The 21,281-nt window shown below is 43.4% G+C and carries 17 protein-coding genes, 2 tRNA genes and 3 rRNA genes; 5 read left to right on the top strand and 17 right to left on the bottom strand.

Features of this window, described 5'->3' with window-relative positions; translation table 11 throughout:
- Window positions 1-145: 145 nt before the first annotated feature.
- On the bottom strand, window positions 146-850 hold the full coding sequence (locus EGC82_RS09245) for a response regulator (protein ID WP_124730494.1): 705 nt from the start codon (window positions 848-850) through the stop codon (window positions 146-148).
- Window positions 847-2,352 carry an ATP-binding protein gene (locus EGC82_RS09240; protein WP_124730493.1) on the bottom strand — a complete coding sequence of 502 codons (1,506 nt, stop codon included), beginning with the start codon at window positions 2,350-2,352 and terminating at the stop codon, window positions 847-849. Before EGC82_RS09240 ends, EGC82_RS09245 begins: the two co-directional genes overlap by 4 nt.
- Before the next feature lie 136 nt (window positions 2,353-2,488).
- Between EGC82_RS09240 and EGC82_RS09235 the strand changes: the two genes are divergently transcribed.
- Together EGC82_RS09235 and EGC82_RS09230 are read left to right on the top strand one after the other, a co-directional pair.
- Window positions 2,489-2,752 carry a hypothetical protein gene (locus tag EGC82_RS09235; protein WP_124730492.1) on the top strand — a complete coding sequence of 88 codons (264 nt, stop codon included), beginning with the start codon at window positions 2,489-2,491 and terminating at the stop codon, window positions 2,750-2,752.
- A 63-nt stretch (window positions 2,753-2,815) separates the two neighbouring features.
- Window positions 2,816-3,178 (top strand): hypothetical protein, encoded by a 363-nt coding sequence (locus EGC82_RS09230; RefSeq protein ID WP_124730491.1) that lies wholly within the window; start codon window positions 2,816-2,818, stop codon window positions 3,176-3,178.
- Between the two features lie 92 nt (window positions 3,179-3,270).
- Here EGC82_RS09230 and EGC82_RS09225 read toward each other — a convergent pair whose 3' ends face one another.
- A complete protein-coding gene (locus tag EGC82_RS09225) occupies window positions 3,271-5,790 on the bottom strand; it encodes a putative bifunctional diguanylate cyclase/phosphodiesterase (RefSeq protein ID WP_124730490.1) in 2,520 nt (839 codons plus the stop codon).
- Window positions 5,791-6,108: 318 nt separating this feature from the next.
- A complete protein-coding gene (gene htpX / locus EGC82_RS09220; protein WP_124730489.1) occupies window positions 6,109-6,972 on the bottom strand; it encodes a protease HtpX in 864 nt (287 codons plus the stop codon).
- A 268-nt stretch (window positions 6,973-7,240) separates the two neighbouring features.
- Between htpX and pepE the strand changes: the two genes are divergently transcribed.
- Window positions 7,241-7,948, top strand: coding sequence for a dipeptidase PepE (gene pepE / locus EGC82_RS09215; RefSeq protein ID WP_124730488.1), 708 nt, complete (start codon window positions 7,241-7,243; stop codon window positions 7,946-7,948).
- A gap of 260 nt (window positions 7,949-8,208) precedes the next feature.
- On the opposite strand, the gene EGC82_RS09210 is transcribed toward pepE, so the two are convergent.
- Window positions 8,209-8,634: a VOC family protein gene (locus EGC82_RS09210; RefSeq protein ID WP_164839116.1), complete on the bottom strand. Its 426-nt coding sequence runs from the start codon at window positions 8,632-8,634 to the stop codon at window positions 8,209-8,211.
- A 149-nt stretch (window positions 8,635-8,783) separates the two neighbouring features.
- On the opposite strand from EGC82_RS09210, the gene soxR reads away from it, so the two are divergent.
- On the top strand, window positions 8,784-9,176 hold the full coding sequence (gene soxR, locus EGC82_RS09205) for a redox-sensitive transcriptional activator SoxR (protein ID WP_124730486.1): 393 nt from the start codon (window positions 8,784-8,786) through the stop codon (window positions 9,174-9,176).
- Window positions 9,177-9,310: 134 nt separating this feature from the next.
- On the opposite strand, the gene EGC82_RS09200 is transcribed toward soxR, so the two are convergent.
- On the bottom strand, window positions 9,311-9,757 hold the full coding sequence (locus tag EGC82_RS09200; RefSeq protein ID WP_124730485.1) for an Hsp20 family protein: 447 nt from the start codon (window positions 9,755-9,757) through the stop codon (window positions 9,311-9,313).
- Window positions 9,758-10,124: 367 nt separating this feature from the next.
- Between EGC82_RS09200 and EGC82_RS09195 the strand changes: the two genes are divergently transcribed.
- Window positions 10,125-10,355: a hypothetical protein gene (locus EGC82_RS09195; RefSeq protein WP_124730484.1), complete on the top strand. Its 231-nt coding sequence runs from the start codon at window positions 10,125-10,127 to the stop codon at window positions 10,353-10,355.
- 366 nt (window positions 10,356-10,721) lie between these two features.
- Here the strand turns inward: EGC82_RS09195 and tnpC (EGC82_RS09190) are convergent, their stop codons facing one another.
- From tnpC (EGC82_RS09190) to EGC82_RS09140, 11 genes are all read right to left on the bottom strand, one after another.
- Entirely contained in the window at window positions 10,722-12,296 is a 1,575-nt protein-coding gene (tnpC, locus tag EGC82_RS09190; RefSeq protein WP_124730483.1) for an IS66 family transposase, read from the bottom strand.
- Window positions 12,297-12,379: 83 nt separating this feature from the next.
- Window positions 12,380-12,727 (bottom strand): IS66 family insertion sequence element accessory protein TnpB, encoded by a 348-nt coding sequence (tnpB, locus tag EGC82_RS09185; RefSeq protein ID WP_124730482.1) that lies wholly within the window; start codon window positions 12,725-12,727, stop codon window positions 12,380-12,382.
- Window positions 12,721-13,050, bottom strand: coding sequence for an IS66 family insertion sequence element accessory protein TnpA (gene tnpA / locus EGC82_RS09180; RefSeq protein WP_124012032.1), 330 nt, complete (start codon window positions 13,048-13,050; stop codon window positions 12,721-12,723). The genes tnpB (EGC82_RS09185) and tnpA overlap by 7 nt, the downstream gene beginning before the upstream one ends.
- An 82-nt stretch (window positions 13,051-13,132) precedes the next feature.
- On the bottom strand, window positions 13,133-14,614 hold the full coding sequence (gene tnpC, locus EGC82_RS09175; RefSeq protein ID WP_124730481.1) for an IS66 family transposase: 1,482 nt from the start codon (window positions 14,612-14,614) through the stop codon (window positions 13,133-13,135).
- Between the two features lie 80 nt (window positions 14,615-14,694).
- A complete protein-coding gene (tnpB, locus tag EGC82_RS09170) occupies window positions 14,695-15,045 on the bottom strand; it encodes an IS66 family insertion sequence element accessory protein TnpB (RefSeq protein WP_124730480.1) in 351 nt (116 codons plus the stop codon).
- Complete coding sequence (locus EGC82_RS09165) at window positions 15,042-15,386, bottom strand: hypothetical protein (RefSeq protein ID WP_124730479.1); 345 nt, start codon at window positions 15,384-15,386, stop codon at window positions 15,042-15,044. Before EGC82_RS09165 ends, tnpB (EGC82_RS09170) begins: the two co-directional genes overlap by 4 nt.
- A gap of 209 nt (window positions 15,387-15,595) precedes the next feature.
- Window positions 15,596-15,711 (bottom strand): 5S ribosomal RNA (gene rrf, locus EGC82_RS09160).
- Between the two features lie 147 nt (window positions 15,712-15,858).
- A 23S ribosomal RNA gene (locus EGC82_RS09155) occupies window positions 15,859-18,763 on the bottom strand.
- Between the two features lie 363 nt (window positions 18,764-19,126).
- A tRNA-Ala gene (locus EGC82_RS09150) sits at window positions 19,127-19,202 on the bottom strand.
- A gap of 150 nt (window positions 19,203-19,352) precedes the next feature.
- Window positions 19,353-19,429 (bottom strand) — tRNA-Ile (locus EGC82_RS09145).
- A gap of 215 nt (window positions 19,430-19,644) precedes the next feature.
- Window positions 19,645-21,187, bottom strand: a 16S ribosomal RNA gene (locus tag EGC82_RS09140).
- Together the 16S, 23S and 5S rRNA genes with 2 tRNA genes alongside form the textbook arrangement of a ribosomal RNA operon.
- Between the last annotated feature and the right edge of the window lie 94 nt (window positions 21,188-21,281).

Here is a 21,281-nt window from a genome sequence, read left to right as displayed (position 1 = left end):
CAGTGTCCAACTATGTATTACAACAAGCTGTGCTAAAAGCTTTTGTAATCAACATGACCAGCTCACCGACAAAGGATACTCCTTTACCTCGGTACTTGTTTAACACTGTTAGCGATAACAATACATTTATCTAGTGAATGCAGCACTATTCTACTTTATAGCCAACACCATAAATGGAATGTAACAGCTCTTTTTGTTGACTAGCTTGAGTTAACTTATGACGCAGGTTTTTCACATGACTATCAATTGTTCGAGAGCTAACAATACGATCGTCAACATAACATACTTGCATTAGACTATCCCGAGAGTGCACAACCCCTGGCCTTTTTAGCAAAGTGTGCAGTAATCTAAATTCAACTGGCGTGAGTTCAACATCTTGTTGATCAACTTGGCACTTAAAGCGTTCAATATTAATCTGCAGATGCTTATAACGAATAATTTGTTCACTTTGGCTACCATGAGTATTTTCAACCCGTCGTAAAATCGTTTTAACTCGGGCGACAACTTCCCTTGCAGAAAAGGGTTTACACACATAATCATCGGCGCCAAGTTCTAAGCCCATTAAGCGGTCAATTTCATCCACCCGTGCAGTAAGCATTAATATTGGCATCATAGAAAACTGACGAATTTCGCGGCAAATCGTTAAGCCGTCTTTATAAGGCAACATTAAATCTAAAATGACAAAGTCGATTGACTGAGTTTTAATCGTTTCAATCACATCCCTACCGTCATATTGCACTTGTGTGTTAAAGCCTTCTAGCGATAAAAAATCAACCAATATCTGTGCAATCTTTGGCTCGTCTTCTACCACTAATACGGTCATTGGCTGTTGATGAGCAAATCCACTCATATTGACTTCCTTAACAAAGGTAATTGGACTCTAATGCATAATCCACCCATTAATGATGGGGTTGCGGTAATACTACCGTTATGCGCTTCGACGATATTTTTACAGATAGTAAGCCCTAAACCTGCACCACTGCCTCTGCGAGTCCTTGCTGTATCCTGGCGATACAGAGGTTCAAACAAATGTTCACATTCCGCTTCTGTCGCACTGGGTTTGGTATCGTTAATGGTTAAAATAACCGTACTTGCTTGCGATGTTAACTGTACGTCTATATTGCCAGGGCTGTCGGTATACGCCATCGCGTTCATCAATAAATTAATAAACAACTGTTCTAAACGCCTAACATCAGCAGAAACAAATAGCATTGGCGCAATCTGTTTACTCAGCGTTAAGCCTTTTTCATGCATAGATGAAGCAATACTAACCAAGGTGCTGTCTAACGACTCGCTAATATTTACCGTCGTTAAGTGATAACGAAGTCCACCCACATCTGACAATGACAATTCATACAAATCGTCGACCAAATGCTTCATTCTTAATACTTCTTGTTCAATCGATACGAGCTGTGTTGAGTCAAATGCTCTGATCCCTGCTTTAATTGAATCTATCTCGCCACATAAAATACTCAACGGTGTGCGTAACTCATGGGAAATATCCGCCAACCAACGATTTTTAGCACTCCGATTTTTAGATAAGGTCATCGCGAGATGATCAATATTAGCCATTAATAGACCTAATTCATCCGCACGTTTAGGAGCCAAGCGTTCATCATAATTACCCTGAGATAAATAAGATACGCCTAGCATAACTTGCTTAACCGGGATCAGTAGAAAACGCGACAACCACCAGGCAATAGTGCTGGCAAGCAACAAGCATAATAAACCAATACCTAAACTAGTCCAACGTTGCTGCTGAGAAAAGGCAGTAGCAGAAGATGATTCTACTTCACGAATAGGGCTACTATATAAGTAACCGACTATACGATCATCCATCGCTAAAGCTAAGCTAATGCGGTCATCCATATGACCAATATCAACGCCAGCAATAAACTGTTGTTCTGCTGAATACAAGCCCGTCGGAGGACCAAAATGTTGTGAAGCAAAAGGCGGTCGTTGTCCTGGAGGGCCTAAATGTGACTGAGCCCCCATAGGTGGGCGATGATTGCCTGCGGGTCTTGGAGGCCTATTTGCCCCGTCTGGCCCATTTCTTTTTGGTCGTGGTGCCTTATGCGAAATAGCTTGTGCCAATACTTTCTGGCCAATCGCTTGCCAAACTAATGTGGATTGTAGCTCTGTTAGTATTGTCGGATCAGGTTGTGCCATCTTAGTTGCTGAATAGAGCGTCAGTAAATCATCAGACAAATGTTGTAAACGCTCTTGCTCTAATCCATTGATATAGTCTAAAAAACCTTGGTCAAAGCTCCATCTCGCTAACGATAACGTGGCGATAAGTACAATAGTGGTGAGGCCAAAAAAGGCCAAAAAAAGCTTTTGAGATATTTTCATAAAACACAGTATAACCAGCTATATACGCACAAACTAGTCACGATAAATAACTGATAAAAATCTCCTTTAATTCTGCACAATTACTCCACATTGTTAGGTTATATTGCAATGAGTTATTTCACCAAGGAGTGTCACCATGGCTCTTAAGTCAATCTGTATTAGTTTACTTACCTTTATGCTATTCGCCTCAGCCGGTGTTTATGCTAACTCACATGATAGAAAGCCCCCTAAAGAAGCCGTTGAAGCTTGTGCCAATGGTACTGAAAATGATCAGGTTAGTTTTGAAACCCCACATGGCGATATCGTTGAAGCAAGTTGTCAAATAATCGATGGTGAGCTTGTAGCATTGCCCGCTAATGGAGCTGATGACATGAAACAAGGGCCTAAAAAACGTCATTAACAGCGTTGGTACCAATTAGTTCTATGTCTACAACCGCTTACTATTAATGTTTAAGGAGAAAATATGCAAGTAACTAGTGGGAGCACCTCGATGCAAATGACATCGACCGAGAACACACAAAGACCACCACACCCAAGTGGTCCACCGCCACCAAAAGGCAGCGTACCACCTGGATTAGATACTGCAGTGTCAACATTAACTGATAATCAACAACAGTCAACCACCGACATGTTGTCGTCATTAACTGATGATCAGCAAGAGTCGTTAAAGTCTATGTTAGATGAATTAAAGCCCTTAACCGGAGGCTTATCTGACGAGGATATCGGCAGTATCTTTTTTGAAGCATTGAGCAGTATTTATAATAGTGACAAAACTGAAACAGCTAGCGGTAATTCAGCTTCTGTAAACGTAGATATATACGCTTAATACACCCGAATATGCGGTTATTGATGTTACGCAAGCAGCCTACAAACTTTGTAAGCTGCTACTTAGGTTACTGTAGCTTATGCCATATTGTATTACTGTGACGGATTTTGGCTAAAAAATAAGTTCAGTTCTTCTGGCAATTGCGGTTTGCTGTACAAGTAACCTTGCGCCAAGTCACAACCATTAAGTCGCAGAAAATCAGCTTGTTCCTCTGTTTCGACTCCCTCAGCAATAATCTGTAAATTCAGTGCATGCCCCAAGGCAATCACGGCCTTAGCGATGGCGGTGTTATTAGTATCATGAGGAATGTCACGAACAAACGATTGATCGATTTTCAGCTTATCAATCGGTAACTTTTTGAGGTAGTTTAGTGAAGAGTAGCCCGTACCAAAATCATCGATACTCAAAGCAATTCCCATAGCACCTAATAATTTCAAATCACGTATAATCGCGTCGGGATCATGCATCATACAAGATTCGGTGACTTCTAATTCTAAATGTTTAGCTGGCAATCCCGTTTCTAATAAAATGGAGCGAACTTTATCTACAAAATCATTTCGTTGCAGCTGTAAACTAGCAACGTTCACTGAAATACGTTCAAATGTTTTACCTTGGATAAGCCACTTGACTCCTTGCAAACAAGCGGTTTTTAATACCCATAAACCAATGTCCCAAATCAAACCAATCTTCTCGGCTAACGGAATAAACTCCGCCGGAGAAATTTGACCTAATATCGGATCGCACCAGCGGATCAAAGCTTCAAAGCCACTCGGTTTTAAATCAGTCAGTTGAATCTTAGGCTGATACACTAAATAAAAATCTTCATTCACTAAGGCTTGATGCAATGCAGTTTGCAGTTTTAATTGTTCTACTGCTTGCTTGGTCATCGACTCAGTATAGAAAGCATAATTATTGCGTCCATTTAACTTAGCACGATGCATAGCAGCGTCAGCATTTCGTAATAAACTGTCTTGATCATCACCATCACTAGGAAATATTGCCACGCCCATACTAGCAGTAAGACGCACCGATTGAGCGTTATCCAGTATAAACGGACGTTCAAACACGCTACGAATACGGTCAACGGATGAGGTCACAGAATCTGTGCCCATAATGCTAGGTAGCATAACAACAAATTCATCACCACTGAGACGTGCTAATACATCAAAATCAGCGAGGGCATAAGATAAACGTTTGGCTAGCTCAACTAAAATTTCGTCACCAATAACATGACCTAAACTGTCATTAATTTGCTTAAAAAAATCAATATCTAAAAATACAATAGCCAGCTGTTTTTTAGCCCGCTGAGAGTGATTCACTTCTTGCTCTAGCAGTGACATAAATTGCATCCGATTAGGCAATTGTGTCAGAGGATCAAAATAAGCTAAGTTTTTAAGTTTTTCTTCATTTTGCTTTTGCGCAGAAATATCAGCAAATACAGCGACGTAATACTGAATAATGTTTTGTTTATCAAATACTGCACTGATCGTAATGGTTTGTGGGAATATCGCACCGTGTTTGCGGCGATTCCAAATTTCCCCATGCCATTTACCTTGTACTAATAAGGTATTCCATAAACGTTCAAAGAAACTTTTTGGATGTCGTCCTGAACTAAGCATGCTTGGATTTTGACCTAATACCTCTTCACGGCTGTAACCGGTAATATCTGTAAACGCTTGGTTAATTTCAGTAATATTGCCATCACTGTCAGTGATAACCACACCTTCTACTGCATTTTGAAATACATTAGCGGCTAAAATAAGTTGTTCTTGTGCCTCTTTGTGTTTGGCAATATTGCGGGTCATACCGATGACCCCGGTCAATTGACCTTGGGCATTGCATATAGGAGCTTTAATGGTTTCAAGCCAGACTTTATTAAAATTTACATCAACTTCTTCGCATTCAGACACCACCACGGTAGATCCAGTGCTGATGGCTAATTTATCACTCTCAATAAATTCATTAGCGGTGCGTTGATCAAACAGGTCAAAGTCAGTTTTACCAACAATTTGATCTTTTGATTTTCGCCAAGCTCTTTCAACACTTTTATTACACGCAACATATTGCCCGTTAGCAGCCTTCACCCACATATGCTCTTCAAAAGCATCGATAAAAGATTGTAAATCAACATCAAGGGACACTGACTCGGTGGGGTAAGCATTAAGGGTTAACGAATTTATATAATAACGAATGGCATTGCTTAACATATCGGCAATACGGGTTTGCATCGCTGATAAAGCTTGAGCAGGTGAAGTCTGAGCCGGTTTACTTATATTAACACTAAAGGTTATCCCACCAATAATATGGCCTTGGGATGAACGAATAAGCTGAAGATAAACAGCAGGTTGTTCTAGACTTTTAAGGCTATGAGTATGCGTAACGCTAAGGTGTTGTAATAAACTAGACTCGTGCTGTTGTTGAGTATGTTTATTAATATTTTGACTTGTGCAAATAACCTCAATGCTGAGTTCAGCATTGACCTGATAGAACATGATAGCAAGACGAAACTCGGCAGAAATATCATTTATTTCGAGCTGCCATTCTCTTAATTGTGCTGGAGAAATAGCTTTTTTAAGCATGTCAATTTCCTGAGTGATGTTTTTATGATCCATGTATTATGCTTACTATTATGAGCATTCTCATAGAGCTATTATACGTGCTGTTATAAATACAGTTATACGTGCTGTTATGATTACAGTTATACGTGCTGTTATGATTATCAGTGCCGAGTTAAATTGTATCTGAACCTATCCTATTCGCTGTAATTAAACAACCAAATGCAATCTATTGGAACGATTAATATAACTAATCTACTATAATTACCCGATTAAGGCTCTAGATTCAATCATAATGTGTCGTACAAAATAAAAAAGGAGCCATTAGGCTCCTTTTATAGTGTTACCGTTATAATGACGGTAAACATATGAATATTAGCTATTTTTTAGTGCAGCAATACGTTTTTCTAAAGGCGGATGGCTCATCATAAACTCAGCCATTGAACGTTTACCGTTAATACCAAAGGCTGACATTTGAGCAGGCATAGCACCAGATTCAGGACCTTGACGTAAACGCTCTAACGCGGCAATCATTTTACCTTTACCCGCTAATCGCGCAGCGCCTTCATCAGCCTTAAACTCACGAATACGCGAGAAGTAAGCCACTATTATTGAGGCCAATATGCCAAACAACATGTCAAGCACAAACACCACAGCCATATAGGCAAACATGCCAAGGCCTTCGCCCTCTTCATCATTACTAGACACAAAATTATTAATAATACCTGCAACAACACGCGCAGCAAAAATAACGAAGGTATTCACCACACCTTGAATTAAGGTTAACGTGACCATATCGCCATTTGCAACATGGCTCACTTCATGAGCCAATACACCTTCGATTTCATCTTGAGTCATACCGTAAAGCAGACCAGAACTCACTGCAACTAAGGCATTATTTTTACTTGGACCGGTAGCAAATGCGTTCATCTCTGGAGACTGATAAATTGCCACTTCAGGCATTTTAATACCAGATTTTTCAGCTTGGCGAGCAACCGTTTCAAGTAACCAACGCTCCATATTGTCACGTGGATTAGTAATCACTTCACAACCCATGGTTTTCTTAGCCATCCATTTTGATATGGCTAAGCTGATAAACGAGCCACCAAAACCAAAAATGGCAGCAAATACTAACAGTCCACCCATCGATGAGGTATTAACCCCAAGGATAGACATTACAATTGAAGCAACCAATAATATGGCAAGGTTGGTTGCGATCAACAAAAATATACGCTTCATTTAAGCTCCTGTATGGCAAAAGTGCCGATTTCTCATTGTGACTACAGACATAATATGTCCATAATTTAAAAATTCAAGTTTAGTCATATTAAAAAATATTTATGACTGTTTTATCGGTTAATAAAATAAGCTCTTGAAAATCTAGCGAGCAGAGTTTAGGCAGTTATGATTAACTCAAACTGAAAAATAACTGTCAAAAGCAAACTCTATGTCACCAATGGTTAATCTTTGATAAACTATCAAAAACAATAAATAAAAAGGACTATTTATGAGCATTAATGCATTAATGTTGAGTGCTTCACGTGTCGGTAATTCAGCCTATCTGACCCATACTATCGAACTTATTCGCCCATTAACTCAGCCAGGGCAGCAATGGCTATTTATTCCCTATGCTGGTGTTAGCGTTAGTTATGACGAGTATTTAACAAAAGTAAAAAATGCACTTGAACCGCTCGCTATAACTATTAGTAGCATTCATCAATTTGCCGATCCCAAACAAGCAATTCAAAATGCTGCTGGTATCTTGGTAGGTGGTGGTAATACGTTCCAATTACTTAACGAATTATATCGCTACGACTTAGTTCACTTAATATGTGAAAAAGTTGAAAATGGAATGCCATACGTTGGGTGGAGCGCAGGCTCAAATATTACCGGAGCTAGCATTCGTACGACCAATGATATGCCAATTGTTGAGCCACCATCTTTTACCGCCCTAGGTTTACTCCCTTTTCAATTAAATCCTCATTACACCAATTACCAAATGCTAGGCCACAATGGTGAAACGCGTGCGCAGCGGTTATTAGAGTTTACTGTAGTAGACCCATTAACTCCGGTGATTGCGATTCAAGAAGGCAGTGCTCTATGGCGTAGAGGGGAAACATTACAATTGATTGGCAATGAAGTCGCTTACTTATTTCATGGTAAACAACAAGAAGTTGAGATAGCAGTTAATAGTGATTTGTCTGGCTACTTATAATTATATTTGTGCAAAACCTTATAATCAGGGCAACCGCATGAGTGTGCTTTTTTTACTCAGAATGAATAATTACAATAGTGATTTACTTCCAACCGATCATGAAGTGATAACTTACTAAACAAATTCAGTTGTAAAATTATACTAAAAATGTCAGAAAAACGTTCGCGATCTCGCCCTAACCTCATAATGAAGTGAATAGTCATTCACAAAATAAACCCGTTAGACTGAACGAATAAGCCCAACGGGTTCAAACATATTAGCTATTCACTATCGTATCGATTTCGCTCATTGGGTATATCCGTTAAATACTCGATAAACTCCACTTCAAATCCATTAGGGTCAATAAAATAACGACTTTTATAAGCAAAATCTTCAGCGCCCATAATAGCAACGTCAAACCCCACCAACGCTAACCGTGTCACTAACGTATCGATATTATCCACCACATAGGCAAAGTGAGCTAAACCCAAAGCATTACTTTTAACATCACGCATATTTCCCGTACCAGAATCATTCAATGATAAATAATGGTAATCATCACCAAAATGTAGCCATTTCCTTGGGGTGCCATGCCAAATAGACTCACCGCCACCTCGCACTCTCCAGTGTGGAAAGGCCGCTTTATAAAATACTAATGATTCATCTAAGTCATTAACTACTAAATTTAAATGTTCTAATCGCATCACTTATCTCCTTATGATTAATGCAACACAGCTTAATACCTCAAGCTAACTTGAGGTAAAGTATTATTTTTGCCAAAATGATAAAAAAAATCGGAGTGTATAGGTCAGAATAAGCAGTATTGAGTGTTGGCCAAGTGGCAAAGCGTTGTGGAATGAAGGTTTCGGCGATTCACTTTTACGAACAAAAAGGTCTGATAAAGAGCTGGCGAAATCCAGGTAATCAGCGGCGCTACCCACGAGACGTTATCAGGCGAATATCGCTCATCAAAGCCGCACAGCAATTAGGGATCTCACTCGATGAAATACGCCTAGCCTTTGCCAACCTGCCAAATGGAACAACTGCCACTAAACAAGATTGGATAAATCTATCTAACCAATGGAAACAGACACTGACGCTGTGGATTGCCAAGATGCAAAAATTGAAAGACTCACTCGAAGGCTGCTTAGGTTGTGGTTGTTTATCCATGCAAAATTGTCCACTGTACAACCCCGATGATATTCTTGGTGAACAAGGCCCCGGTCCGGTACTGTTAATTAAAATATAAAAAAACCTAGCTTCAAAAGAAACTAGGCATCAGCAAAAAGCAAAATAAGCGGGAGATAATATACCGGGTTAAAATACGGCTTAAATGATAATTAACGCTTAAGCCGCCAAGTTTACAAGCCTAACAATAACCGCCTAACTAAGGGTATTCGTTGCGGTAATATCAATTTTCCGAGGTTTCATAGCTTCAGGAATTTCACGCACTAAATCGATATTCAATAGCCCATGTTCTAATTCAGCTCCAATGACTCGTACATGATCAGCTAATTGAAAAGTGCGTTCAAATCCACGCTCAGCGATGCCTTGATGAAGGTATTTGCGTTCATCATTTTTAGGTAATTTATTACCTTTAACTAACAGGTTATCGCCTTCACTCATAATGTCTAATTCTGACATTGCAAAACCCGCAACCGCCATAGTGATCCTATAACGGTTCTCACCTAAAAGTTCAATATTATAAGGAGGATAACCACTGTTTGCATTACTTGCTGCTGCATGTTCTGCAAGTTGTGCTAAACGATCAAAGCCGATTGCACTGCGGTAAAGAGGTGTTAAATCTGGAGATAAATTAAAGTTTCGCATATTCATATCCTTGTCTAAAGCAATATGTAAAAAATGACTACTATTTATTTTAGTAGCGTAATGTTTTCACAGCCCTTCCGGCACTGTTGTAGACAGTTAACTGAAACCTCAATCGAGCATTTCATGATTTATTCCTGCTACAGAATTAGATATATGGACCACCGGCGCTATATCAAGTGCAGTGGATAAAAAATTTAGCTACTAATAATAAAAAAATAGACTTTATAATCAATACTTAAAATAACAATTAATTTATACCATAATGAATAAGTTGCTATTACTTTACAGTAATGACTATTGTCACTGGTAATTTTGCTGTAAGTCGTCACAATAATAAGGAACTAATAACGACAAATAAGGATATTTTATGAATCCAACAACAATGGTATTACTGATCCCCATCTTGGCTATTCTAGGCAGTTTTATCGTTAGTATAATGAAACTCAGAGAACGACAAGTACGTACGACAACCGAACAAGTAACTAACAATAAAGCACTACATGAAGAAATAAGCGCCCTACGCCAGCGAATTGAAGTACTCGAACGTGTTATCACTGAAGATGCGTACGACTTAAAACAAAAAATTAATAATGCATAAGTTAGTTTAATGTATTGATATGCAACTAATTTTTAGGGCAGCAAGCCACAGCACTTATGGATATCAGTCACAAACGATCAAATATGATAACAAGTGAATAGGCGAAAAAGCTAAAGTGAAATGCCTAAGCTAGGACGCTACTAGGAAATGTTAAATCTTAGGACCCTGTACTAAAACGGTTAAATTACAGATATAAAAAAGCTCGTTATGTAATAACAGGATGTTTTACGACTCTTCCAAGTCAATTAGGTGCCTGAAAATGAGCGACTCTTTTATCCTCGTAGGGGGACGCATGTGCATAAAGGTCACACTGCAGTCATATTTCAATCTAGTTTGCGCTTGTTAGCATCGTATGCGTCCGGCGAACTACGCCTTGTCTAGCTTAACCTGCCAGGGTAAGAGACTGTTGATGTCACAATCAGGGTAGGATAATTGTTCTAAGCAGTGTTCGATGTAATCAAACGGGATAAGTCCATTCGCTTTAGCCGTTTCTATGATGCTGTACAAAATTGCACTCGCCTCAGCGCCGCGATGGTTGTGATTGAATAGCCAGTTTTTACGCCCTATCACAAACGGTTTTACTGCCCGCTCTGCGCGGTTGTTGTCGATATTGAGGCGACTGTCTTCTATGTAACAACTCAGCTTTGACCATTGATTGAGGCTGTAATGGATGGCTTTGCCTAGCGGACTTTCCTTTGATACTTGCTGCACTGATTTATCCAACCATTGCTTAAATAACGCCAATTGGGCACATGAATGGGTGCGCCTAAAATACAATCGCTCTTCCAGGCTCAGTGCTTGTATTTGGGTTTCAATACGGTACAGCTTGGCTATCATGCTCAGCGCCATATCCGCTTTACTGATTTTGCCTACTTTGGGCTTGCCTTGTGCTATTAGCGCTTCTTTGAATTTACGCCGCGCATGAGCCCAACAACCGACCAGTTTATTGTTTGCCTGCTGATAAGCCGCGTAACCATCGACTTGTAAATAACCATTAAATACCGTTTGCTCGGTAGCCAGAAAACGGCTCACGCAGGTGCCCGCGCGGCTACCGTCTTGATAGTCGTACAGTACTATATTGCGCAAACCTTGATATCGAGGCTCAGTGCTTGGTTTATCCGCGCCAGCGCAATACACCCACATATAGGATTTTACTCGCTCATCGTTAATCACTTTGAGCGTGGTCTCATCGGCGTGGATGACATCTTGTGTTAATAGATGTTGGTGCAGTAAATCATGTAAGGGCTTGAACAGCGCTGCAGATTTCATCATCCAATCCGCCATGGTTTGCCGGCTTAATGCGATACCATGTTGCTTGAACAGGGTTTCTTGCCGGTAAAGGGGTAATGCGTACTGATATTTACTGGTAATGAGTTGGCTTAACAAGCTTGGCGTCGCCACGCTTTTAGGGATAGGACTGACTGGCACGGGCGCTTGTTTGATATTGGCCTGGGTTCCTTTTGTTTCACAATGCTTGCAGCTATATTTTAATCTAACGTGCTCAATCACACTGATTTGCGCCGGAATAAACTTCAGCTTCTCACTACTGTCTTGGCCCATTAACGCCAGCTCATGACCACAGCACTCACACTGCTTATCTTCATCACTGATGTCATGGATAATCACTTCACGTGGCAGGTCTTTAGGCAGTAATTTACGCTTGGCGCGCTGTTTAGGTGACACAGGCGCGTCAGCATCTGCTGTTAATTCAACAGGCTCATCAACCGTCACTTCTGCTTCGTTAAACAACTCACCTTGATAGTCATGGCTTTCACTGCTGGCGCCGAAACGTTGTTGCTGGGCTAAGCGAAATTGTTCAAGCAAACGCTGCACAGAGTGTTTAAGTTCGGCGATTTCAGCGTCTTTAGCCGCCAACGTCTCAAGCAATAATTGCTTAAGTAAATCAACGTCATTGGGTAAGTTATCAGGGCTTAATTTCATGGTGTTATTATATCAAATATCCCATTAAATAAGGCTAAAGCAGTGATCTAATTATCGAAAACAGCCTTCGCAATGGCGATCAATTAACTGTAATTCAAGCCGTTCACATGCTGATGCCCCAGGACATCAAAGCCAGATAACAGCCAATGAAACTGTTGCTCAGATAAACTCAGGCACTCATCAATACTTTTCGTCGGCCACTTAAACTTATCCTGCTCGAGGCGTTTGTACCACAGTGCAAAGCCGGTGTTATCCCAGTAGAGGATTTTTAATTTATCACGGCCTTTATTACAAAAGACAAACACACTGCCGTCGCTGGCTTGTAAGGATAATTGCTGCTCAACGATAACAGCTAAGCCATTTATCGATTTACGAAAATCCACCGGTGCACGGTGCAGATAAATACAGGGAAGCTCACGAAACATCAACATGCTTGTAGGCCTTTTATAATCTCCAGCAGGTAGCGTGGGGGCAAGGTGCTGGGGAAAGTCCATAACCCTGTATGATGCTGAAAATGGATAGCCTGGGCTGAAGCGGAAGGTTGAGCTTGGGTTGTCATCGCTGTCGGCGATGTCACGGTAGCCTTAACAAACGGCGCTATCTGTTGGGTGCCCGTTTTAGCCATGTCCGCTTTGCGGGCGTAAAACCCACTAAGACTAAGCTTGTGCACACGACAAAAATTTGAAATCGTTAAGCCGCTAGCGGATTGCTGTTGTATCAAAGCAGCCCAATCTTGATGTGAACGTGTAGCCATGTTAACTCCTGATGTCATTATCAGTCGTTAAGATAAAGGCTCGATGAGTGCAGTTGAAGAGTAAGCGTCTAGCGAACCACACCTATTTTTTAAAATTCCAGGGTAACAAGCTATCGATATCGGGCTCTGGTTTGCACAGTTCATCAAGGCAAACCATGATGTAATCAAATGGGATGAGTCCATTAACCTTAGCGGTTTCCACAATACTGTAAAGGGTTGCACTAGCATGGGCACCGTTAGCCGTTTGACTAAATAACCAATTCTTTCGGCCTATCACAAACGGTTTTACCGCGCGTTCTGCTCTATTATTATCGATGCTGAGTCGGCCATCATCCACATAGCGTATAAGCTTGTGCCATTGATTAGCCATATAATTAGCTGCCTCTATCAGTTTGCTGTTGCCCACTAAATTTGGCTGGTTCTGCTCAAGCCATGCTTTTAGCTTGTCCAGTATAGGCACACTGGCTTGTTGTCTTGTCGTGTATTTATCATCAACACTTTTATCTTTGATGCGTGACTCAACGCCATACAATTTTTGGATAAGGCTCAATACCACATCTGCCTTGCCGGTTTTGTTTTTACCTTGTAGCTTTTTCGCGTCGATAAATTTACGACGAGCATGAGCCCAACAGCCGATTAACGTTGCCTCTGTTTTGGCATAGGCCTGATAACCATCCACGTGTAAATACCCTTGATATCCATCAAGATAATTGACCACGCACGCGGCCGCGCGACTATTGTGGAAGTCGTAAAGCACGATATTAGGGATAGGATTATTCGGGTCTGGTGAATCCCGACCTGAGCAATACACCCACATGTAGCTGTTTACTTTATCGGATTTCACCACCTTTAATGGCGTTTCATCGGCAAACAACGTGGGCAGCTTTAACAGCTCGGCTTTAAGCCGCGCAACTAATGGCGCGAAGAGTGCGGCGGATTTGTCTATCCAGCTGCTCATGGTCTGGCGACTGAGCTCAATACCGTATTGCTTGAACATCGCTTCCTGGCGATAGAGCGGTAACCCATATTGGTATTTACTGGTGATAAGCTGACTGAGCAAACTGCTTGTTGCAATGCCTTTGTTGATGGGCATGGCAGGCATTGAGGCTTGTTTTATCGGTGTCTGAGTCGAGGATTTATCACAGTGACGGCAAGCGTACTTAGGCCTAATGTGCTCAATCACTTTGATTTGAGCGGGTATAAACTCAAGCTTTTCTGACTTATCTTCACCCATTTTATGCAGCTCACCGCCACAACAATCACAGGTCTTATCGGTGATGTCGTGAATAACCTGCTCACGGGGTAAGTCTTTTGGCAGTGGCTTACGCACCGGCTTTTTACGGGTATAGCTAATGGATTGCTGCTCAGCCTCAGCGGCTTCAACAATCTCTTCTACTTCATTGAATAACTCGCCTTGGCCGACAAAGCCTTCAGCACTTTTGCCGAATTGTTTTTGTTGGGCTAAACGCCAGCGCTCTTCCAATGCCGCAATGTGGGCATCCTTCTGCGCTAACAGTTTTTCAAGTTCAGCAATACGCTGTTTAAGGGCGAGTTCATTTTTCATGACGCCTATTTTAAGGCATAACAAAAGGCTTTCCAGTGCTAACTGAACTAACTTTGATGATCATCAATCGATCGCAAGAATTAAAGCACTTGCTTACCTGCAACATCCATTTTGCGGTGACCAATCACATCATAACCTGCTAATAACCAATGTAATTGTTGCTCGGTTAATGTCATGGTGGGTGACATGAGTTTAGGCCATTTGAACTTATGCTTATCTAAACGCTTATACCACAGGGCAAAACCGGTGTTATCCCAGTACAGCAGTTTGAGTTTGTCGCGCCCTTTATTACAAAACACAAATAGCGCACCACTGAGCACAGGTAGTTCAAGCTCTGCTTCCACCAACGCCGCCAATCCATTAATCGATTTACGAAAATCGACCACATCGGCACATAAATAGACGGTGGGTACATCAACGAACATCTTCATGCCGTTAGCCCTTTAATAATGGCAACGATATCGTTCGTTGCTAAATTGGCTGGAAACATTAACTGGCCTGTGCGGATATCAAACAGCACCACATTTTGATGAGTTTGCGCGCAGACTTCAGTGGTGGTTTGTTTTAACTGAATAAAACGTGATGATGTGGGGTTGGTTGTTTGCACTGGCAAAGTTGAATTAGGCTGATACTCAGCCAGTAAAGCGCGCTGTTTATAGTAAGTGGTGATAGCGACATTATGGTGTTGGCAAAATTCGATATTAGTGCCACTAAACGAGCCGCGTTGTTGAAGTAGCATCTGCCACTGAGTAGTTGTTCTGTATGTTTTCATCACCTGCTCCAAATTTATCATTGAGCAGGTATTTTTAGATAATCAGAACATCGATGCTAGGTGTACTTCGCTAGACGCATACGTTGAAGACGTACTTGCCCGGACGCTTACTTAGCATCATCTATGTTTCGATATGATTAAATTACAGATATAAAAAAGCCCGCTATATAATAGCGGGCTGTTTTACGACTCTTGCAAGTCAATTAGGCGCCTGGAAATGACCTACTCTCGCATGGGGAGACCCCACACTACCATCGGCGATACTGTGTTTCACTTCTGAGTTCGGAATGGGATCAGGTGGTGCCACAGCTCTATGGTTTCCAGACAAATTTGCATATCTAACACACTAACTCTTCATTAGGCATTAAATAATAATTCGGAAAGCTGATTGCTTCTATCTTACTTTGAGTCTCTTCACACCGTTTAAGCGCTTCATTCTAACACTAAGGTCAGTAAAACCCATCTGGGTTGTATGGTTAAGCCTCACGGGTCATTAGTACAAGTTAGCTCAACGCCTCACAACGCTTACACACCTTGCCTATCAACGTAGTAGTCTCCTACGGCCCTTTAGAGAGCTTAAAGCTCTAGGGATGACTCATCTTGGGGCTCGCTTCCCGCTTAGATGCTTTCAGCGGTTATCGATTCCGAACGTAGCTACCGGGCAATGCCATTGGCATGACAACCCGAACACCAGCGGTTCGTCCACTCCGGTCCTCTCGTACTAGGAGCAGCTCCCCTCAATCATCCAACGCCCACGGCAGATAGGGACCGAACTGTCTCACGACGTTCTGAACCCAGCTCGCGTACCACTTTAAATGGCGAACAGCCATACCCTTGGGACCGACTTCAGCCCCAGGATGTGATGAGCCGACATCGAGGTGCCAAACACCGCCGTCGATATGAACTCTTGGGCGGTATCAGCCTGTTATCCCCGGAGTACCTTTTATCCGTTGAGCGATGGCCCTTCCATTCAGAACCACCGGATCACTATGACCTACTTTCGTACCTGCTCGACGTGTATGTCTCGCAGTTAAGCTGGCTTATGCCATTGCACTAACCGTACGATGTCCGACCGTACTTAGCCAACCTTCGTGCTCCTCCGTTACTCTTTGGGAGGAGACCGCCCCAGTCAAACTACCCACCAGGCACTGTCCTCAACCCCGATAAGGGGCCAGAGTTAGAACATCAAAACTACAAGGGTGGTATTTCAAGATTGACTCCACTCAGACTAGCGTCCAAGCTTCAAAGTCTCCCACCTATCCTACACATGTAGGTTCAATGTTCAGTGCCAAGCTATAGTAAAGGTTCACGGGGTCTTTCCGTCTAGCCGCGGGTATACGGCATCTTCACCGCAATTTCAACTTCACTGAGTCTCGGCTGGAGACAGCGTGGCCATCATTACGCCATTCGTGCAGGTCGGAACTTACCCGACAAGGAATTTCGCTACCTTAGGACCGTTATAGTTACGGCCGCCGTTTACCGGGGCTTCGATCATGAGCTTCTCCGAAGATAACCCAATCAATTAACCTTCCGGCACCGGGCAGGCGTCACACCGTATACGTCATCTTGCGATTTTGCACAGTGCTGTGTTTTTGATAAACAGTTGCAGCCACCTGGTATCTGCGACTGCCGTCAGCTTAGGGAGCAAGTCCCATCACCAACAGCAGCGTACCTTCTCCCGAAGTTACGGTACCATTTTGCCTAGTTCCTTCAGCCGAGTTCTCTCAAGCGCCTTGGTATTCTCTACCCGACCACCTGTGTCGGTTTGGGGTACGATTCCTACTAACCTGAAGCTTAGAAGATTTTCCTGGAAGCATGGCATCAACTACTTCATCACCTTAGTGACTCGTCATCAGCTCTCAGCCTGTACATTAAAGTACGATTTCCCGGATTTGCCTAAGAAATCAACCTACCACCTTAAACGCGGACTACCAACGCCGCGCTAGCCTAGCCTTCTCCGTCTCTCCATCGCAGTTAGCAGAAGTACAGAAATATTAATCTGTTTCCCATCGACTACGCCTTTCGGCCTCGCCTTAGGAGTCGACTCACCCTGCCCCGATTAACGTTGGACAGGAACCCTTGGTCTTTCGGCGAGGGAGTTTTTCACTCCCTTTATCGTTACTCATGTCAGCATTCGCACTTCTGATACCTCCAGCGTGGGTTACCCCTTCACCTTCAACGGCTTACAGAACGCTCCTCTACCGCGCACTTCTAATGAAATGCACCCGTAGCTTCGGTGACTAGCTTAGCCCCGTTAAATCTTCCGCGCAGGCCGACTCGACTAGTGAGCTATTACGCTTTCTTTAAATGATGGCTGCTTCTAAGCCAACATCCTAGCTGTCTAAGCCTTCCCACATCGTTTCCCACTTAGCTAGTACTTTGGGACCTTAGCTGACGGTCTGGGTTGTTTCCCTTTTGACAACGGACGTTAGCACCCGCTGTCTGTCTCCCGAGTAGTACTCATTGGTATTCGGAGTTTGCAAAGGGTTGGTAAGTCGGGATGACCCCCTAGCCTTAACAGTGCTCTACCCCCAATGGTATTCGCTCGAGGCGCTACCTAAATAGCTTTCGAGGAGAACCAGATATCTCCGAGTTTGATTGGCCTTTCACCCCCAGCCACAAGTCATCCGCTCATTTTTCAACATAAGTCGGTTCGGTCCTCCAGTTGATGTTACTCAACCTTCAACCTGCCCATGGCTAGATCACTCGGTTTCGGGTCTACACCTTGCAACTAAACGCGCAGTTAACACTCGGTTTCCCTACGGCTCCGCTATTCGCTTAACCTCGCTACAAAATGTAAGTCGCTGACCCATTATACAAAAGGTACGCAGTCACGGTCTCAAGAACCGCTCCCACTGCTTGTACGTATACGGTTTCAGGTTCTATTTCACTCCCCTCACAGGGGTTCTTTTCGCCTTTCCCTCACGGTACTGGTTCACTATCGGTCAGTCAGGAGTATTTAGCCTTGGAGGATGGTCCCCCCATATTCAAACAGGATGTCACGTGTCCCGCCTTACTCGTTTTCATCTATGGTTAGTTTTCATGTACGGGGCTATCACCCTGTGCCGCTGTGCTTTCCAACACATTCCACTAACACCCCATAGACTTAAGGGCTAATCCCCGTTCGCTCGCCGCTACTAGGGGAATCTCGGTTGATTTCTTTTCCTCCGGGTACTTAGATGTTTCAGTTCCCCGGGTTTGCCTCATAACGCTATGTATTCACGTTATGATGACCACTTATGTGGCCGGGTTTCCCCATTCGGATATCGTTAGCTCAAATGCTTATTACTAGCTCGCCAACGCTTTTCGCAAGTTATTACGTCCTTCATCGCCTCTGACTGCCAAGGCATCCACCGTATACGCTTGGTCACTTAACCATACAACCCAAATGAGTTTCACACCCTTGAATTAACAAGAGAAGAGCTCTGGGTCATATCATGACCAGCTGGTTTTTACTTGTCTCACTCCCGACCAGGAAGTGGACTCGCCTTAGTCTTTTAGAATATTCAAGACACTTAAACAGTGTATTGAGAACTCAAGTGTTAATGCTTTCGCATTAACGTTTTTCGCACTAACGTAATCACACAAACGACAACGAATCATCATCTATGCGCCTTTAGTTAGTACTATCAGCTTTCCAAATTGTTAAAGAGCGGGCTAAAAAAAGCCAAAGATAAAATTTCGTTTATCTTTGGCATCTCTGACCAATGCATATGCTTATCTATCAAGATAAGTGTAAATGGTGGAGCTATGCGGGATCGAACCGCAGACCTCCTGCGTGCAAGGCAGGCGCTCTCCCAGCTGAGCTATAGCCCCATTTACATGCAGTTGAGATAAATATCAAGTATCCAATCATAAGATTGGCGAACCCAAATCGAACTTTAGCAAGTTAATTCAATGCGACGTTTCCTCTCTTATTACAAGAGTCTAAACGAGTATTTAATTAACGCAGATAAAATGAAGATTTGGTGGGTCAGAGTGGACTTGAACCACCGACCTCACCCTTATCAGGGGTGCGCTCTAACCAGCTGAGCTACAGACCCATTCTTTTTGGTCTTTTAACTGTTACTCAGCGTTGCTTTCGTCGCTCGGTCGTCATGTAGTGAACTACACATCCTTCCTCTCTTCTCAAGCGCCTTGATTAACAATCAAAATCCTCAAAAATACCTTTCGATATCTTTCTCTTTCTTCTATCAAGTAATCTGTGTGAACACTCACATGCATCGCTGCACTTTAGGTATTGAGTTAGTCGTATAGGTAAGGAGGTGATCCAGCCCCAGGTTCCCCTAGGGCTACCTTGTTACGACTTCACCCCAGTCATGAACCACAAAGTGGTGAGCGTTCTCCCGAAGGTTAAACTACCCACTTCTTTTGCAGCCCACTCCCATGGTGTGACGGGCGGTGTGTACAAGGCCCGGGAACGTATTCACCGTGGCATTCTGATCCACGATTACTAGCGATTCCGACTTCACGGAGTCGAGTTGCAGACTCCGATCCGGACTACGACGTACTTTGTGAGATTAGCTCCACCTCGCGGCTTTGCAACCCTCTGTATACGCCATTGTAGCACGTGTGTAGCCCTACTCGTAAGGGCCATGATGACTTGACGTCGTCCCCACCTTCCTCCGGTTTATCACCGGCAGTCTCCCTAGAGTTCCCACCATTACGTGCTGGCAAATAAGGATAGGGGTTGCGCTCGTTGCGGGACTTAACCCAACATTTCACAACACGAGCTGACGACAGCCATGCAGCACCTGTCTCACAGTTCCCGAAGGCACAAGTCCATCTCTGGTCTCTTCTGTGGATGTCAAGAGTAGGTAAGGTTCTTCGCGTTGCATCGAATTAAACCACATGCTCCACCGCTTGTGCGGGCCCCCGTCAATTCATTTGAGTTTTAACCTTGCGGCCGTACTCCCCAGGCGGTCTACTTAATGCGTTAGCTTGGGAGCCCAGTGACTAAGTCACCAAACTCCGAGTAGACATCGTTTACGGCGTGGACTACCAGGGTATCTAATCCTGTTTGCTCCCCACGCTTTCGTGCATGAGCGTCAGTCTTTGTCCAGGGGGCCGCCTTCGCCACCGGTATTCCTCCAGATATCTACGCATTTCACCGCTACACCTGGAATTCTACCCCCCTCTACAAGACTCTAGTTCGCCAGTTCCAAATGCAATTCCCAGGTTGAGCCCGGGGATTTCACATCTGGCTTAACAAACCGCCTGCGCACGCTTTACGCCCAGTAATTCCGATTAACGCTCGGACCCTCCGTATTACCGCGGCTGCTGGCACGGAGTTAGCCGGTCCTTCTTCTGTAGGTAACGTCACAGCAATGTGCTATTAACACATCACCTTTCCTCCCTACTGAAAGTGCTTTACAACCCGAAGGCCTTCTTCACACACGCGGCATGGCTGCATCAGGGTTTCCCCCATTGTGCAATATTCCCCACTGCTGCCTCCCGTAGGAGTCTGGGCCGTGTCTCAGTCCCAGTGTGGCTGATCATCCTCTCAGAACAGCTAGGGATCGTCGCCTTGGTGAGCCATTACCTCACCAACTAGCTAATCCCACCTAGGTTCATCCAATCGCGGAAGGCCCGAAGGTCCCCTCCTTTCCCCCGTAGGGCGTATGCGGTATTAGCAGTCGTTTCCAACTGTTATCCCCCTCGACTGGGCAGATCCCTAGGCATTACTCACCCGTCCGCCGCTCGTCACCTCAGAAGCAAGCTCCCTTGTGTTACCGCTCGACTTGCATGTGTTAGGCCTGCCGCCAGCGTTCAATCTGAGCCATGATCAAACTCTTCAATTAAAGTTCTTTTGACACATCCCCTTAAGAATGTATCGGCTCAATGAATTCTGATTTTGTTTTCTAAATCCCGAAGAACCTAGATAACGTTTGTACA

The sequence above is a fragment of the Shewanella livingstonensis genome (assembly GCF_003855395.1).
GTDB classification, from domain to species: Bacteria; Pseudomonadota; Gammaproteobacteria; order Enterobacterales; family Shewanellaceae; genus Shewanella; species Shewanella livingstonensis.
The sequence above is the reverse complement of the archived record's forward strand: the minus strand, read 5'-3'. Positions and strand labels throughout refer to the sequence as shown.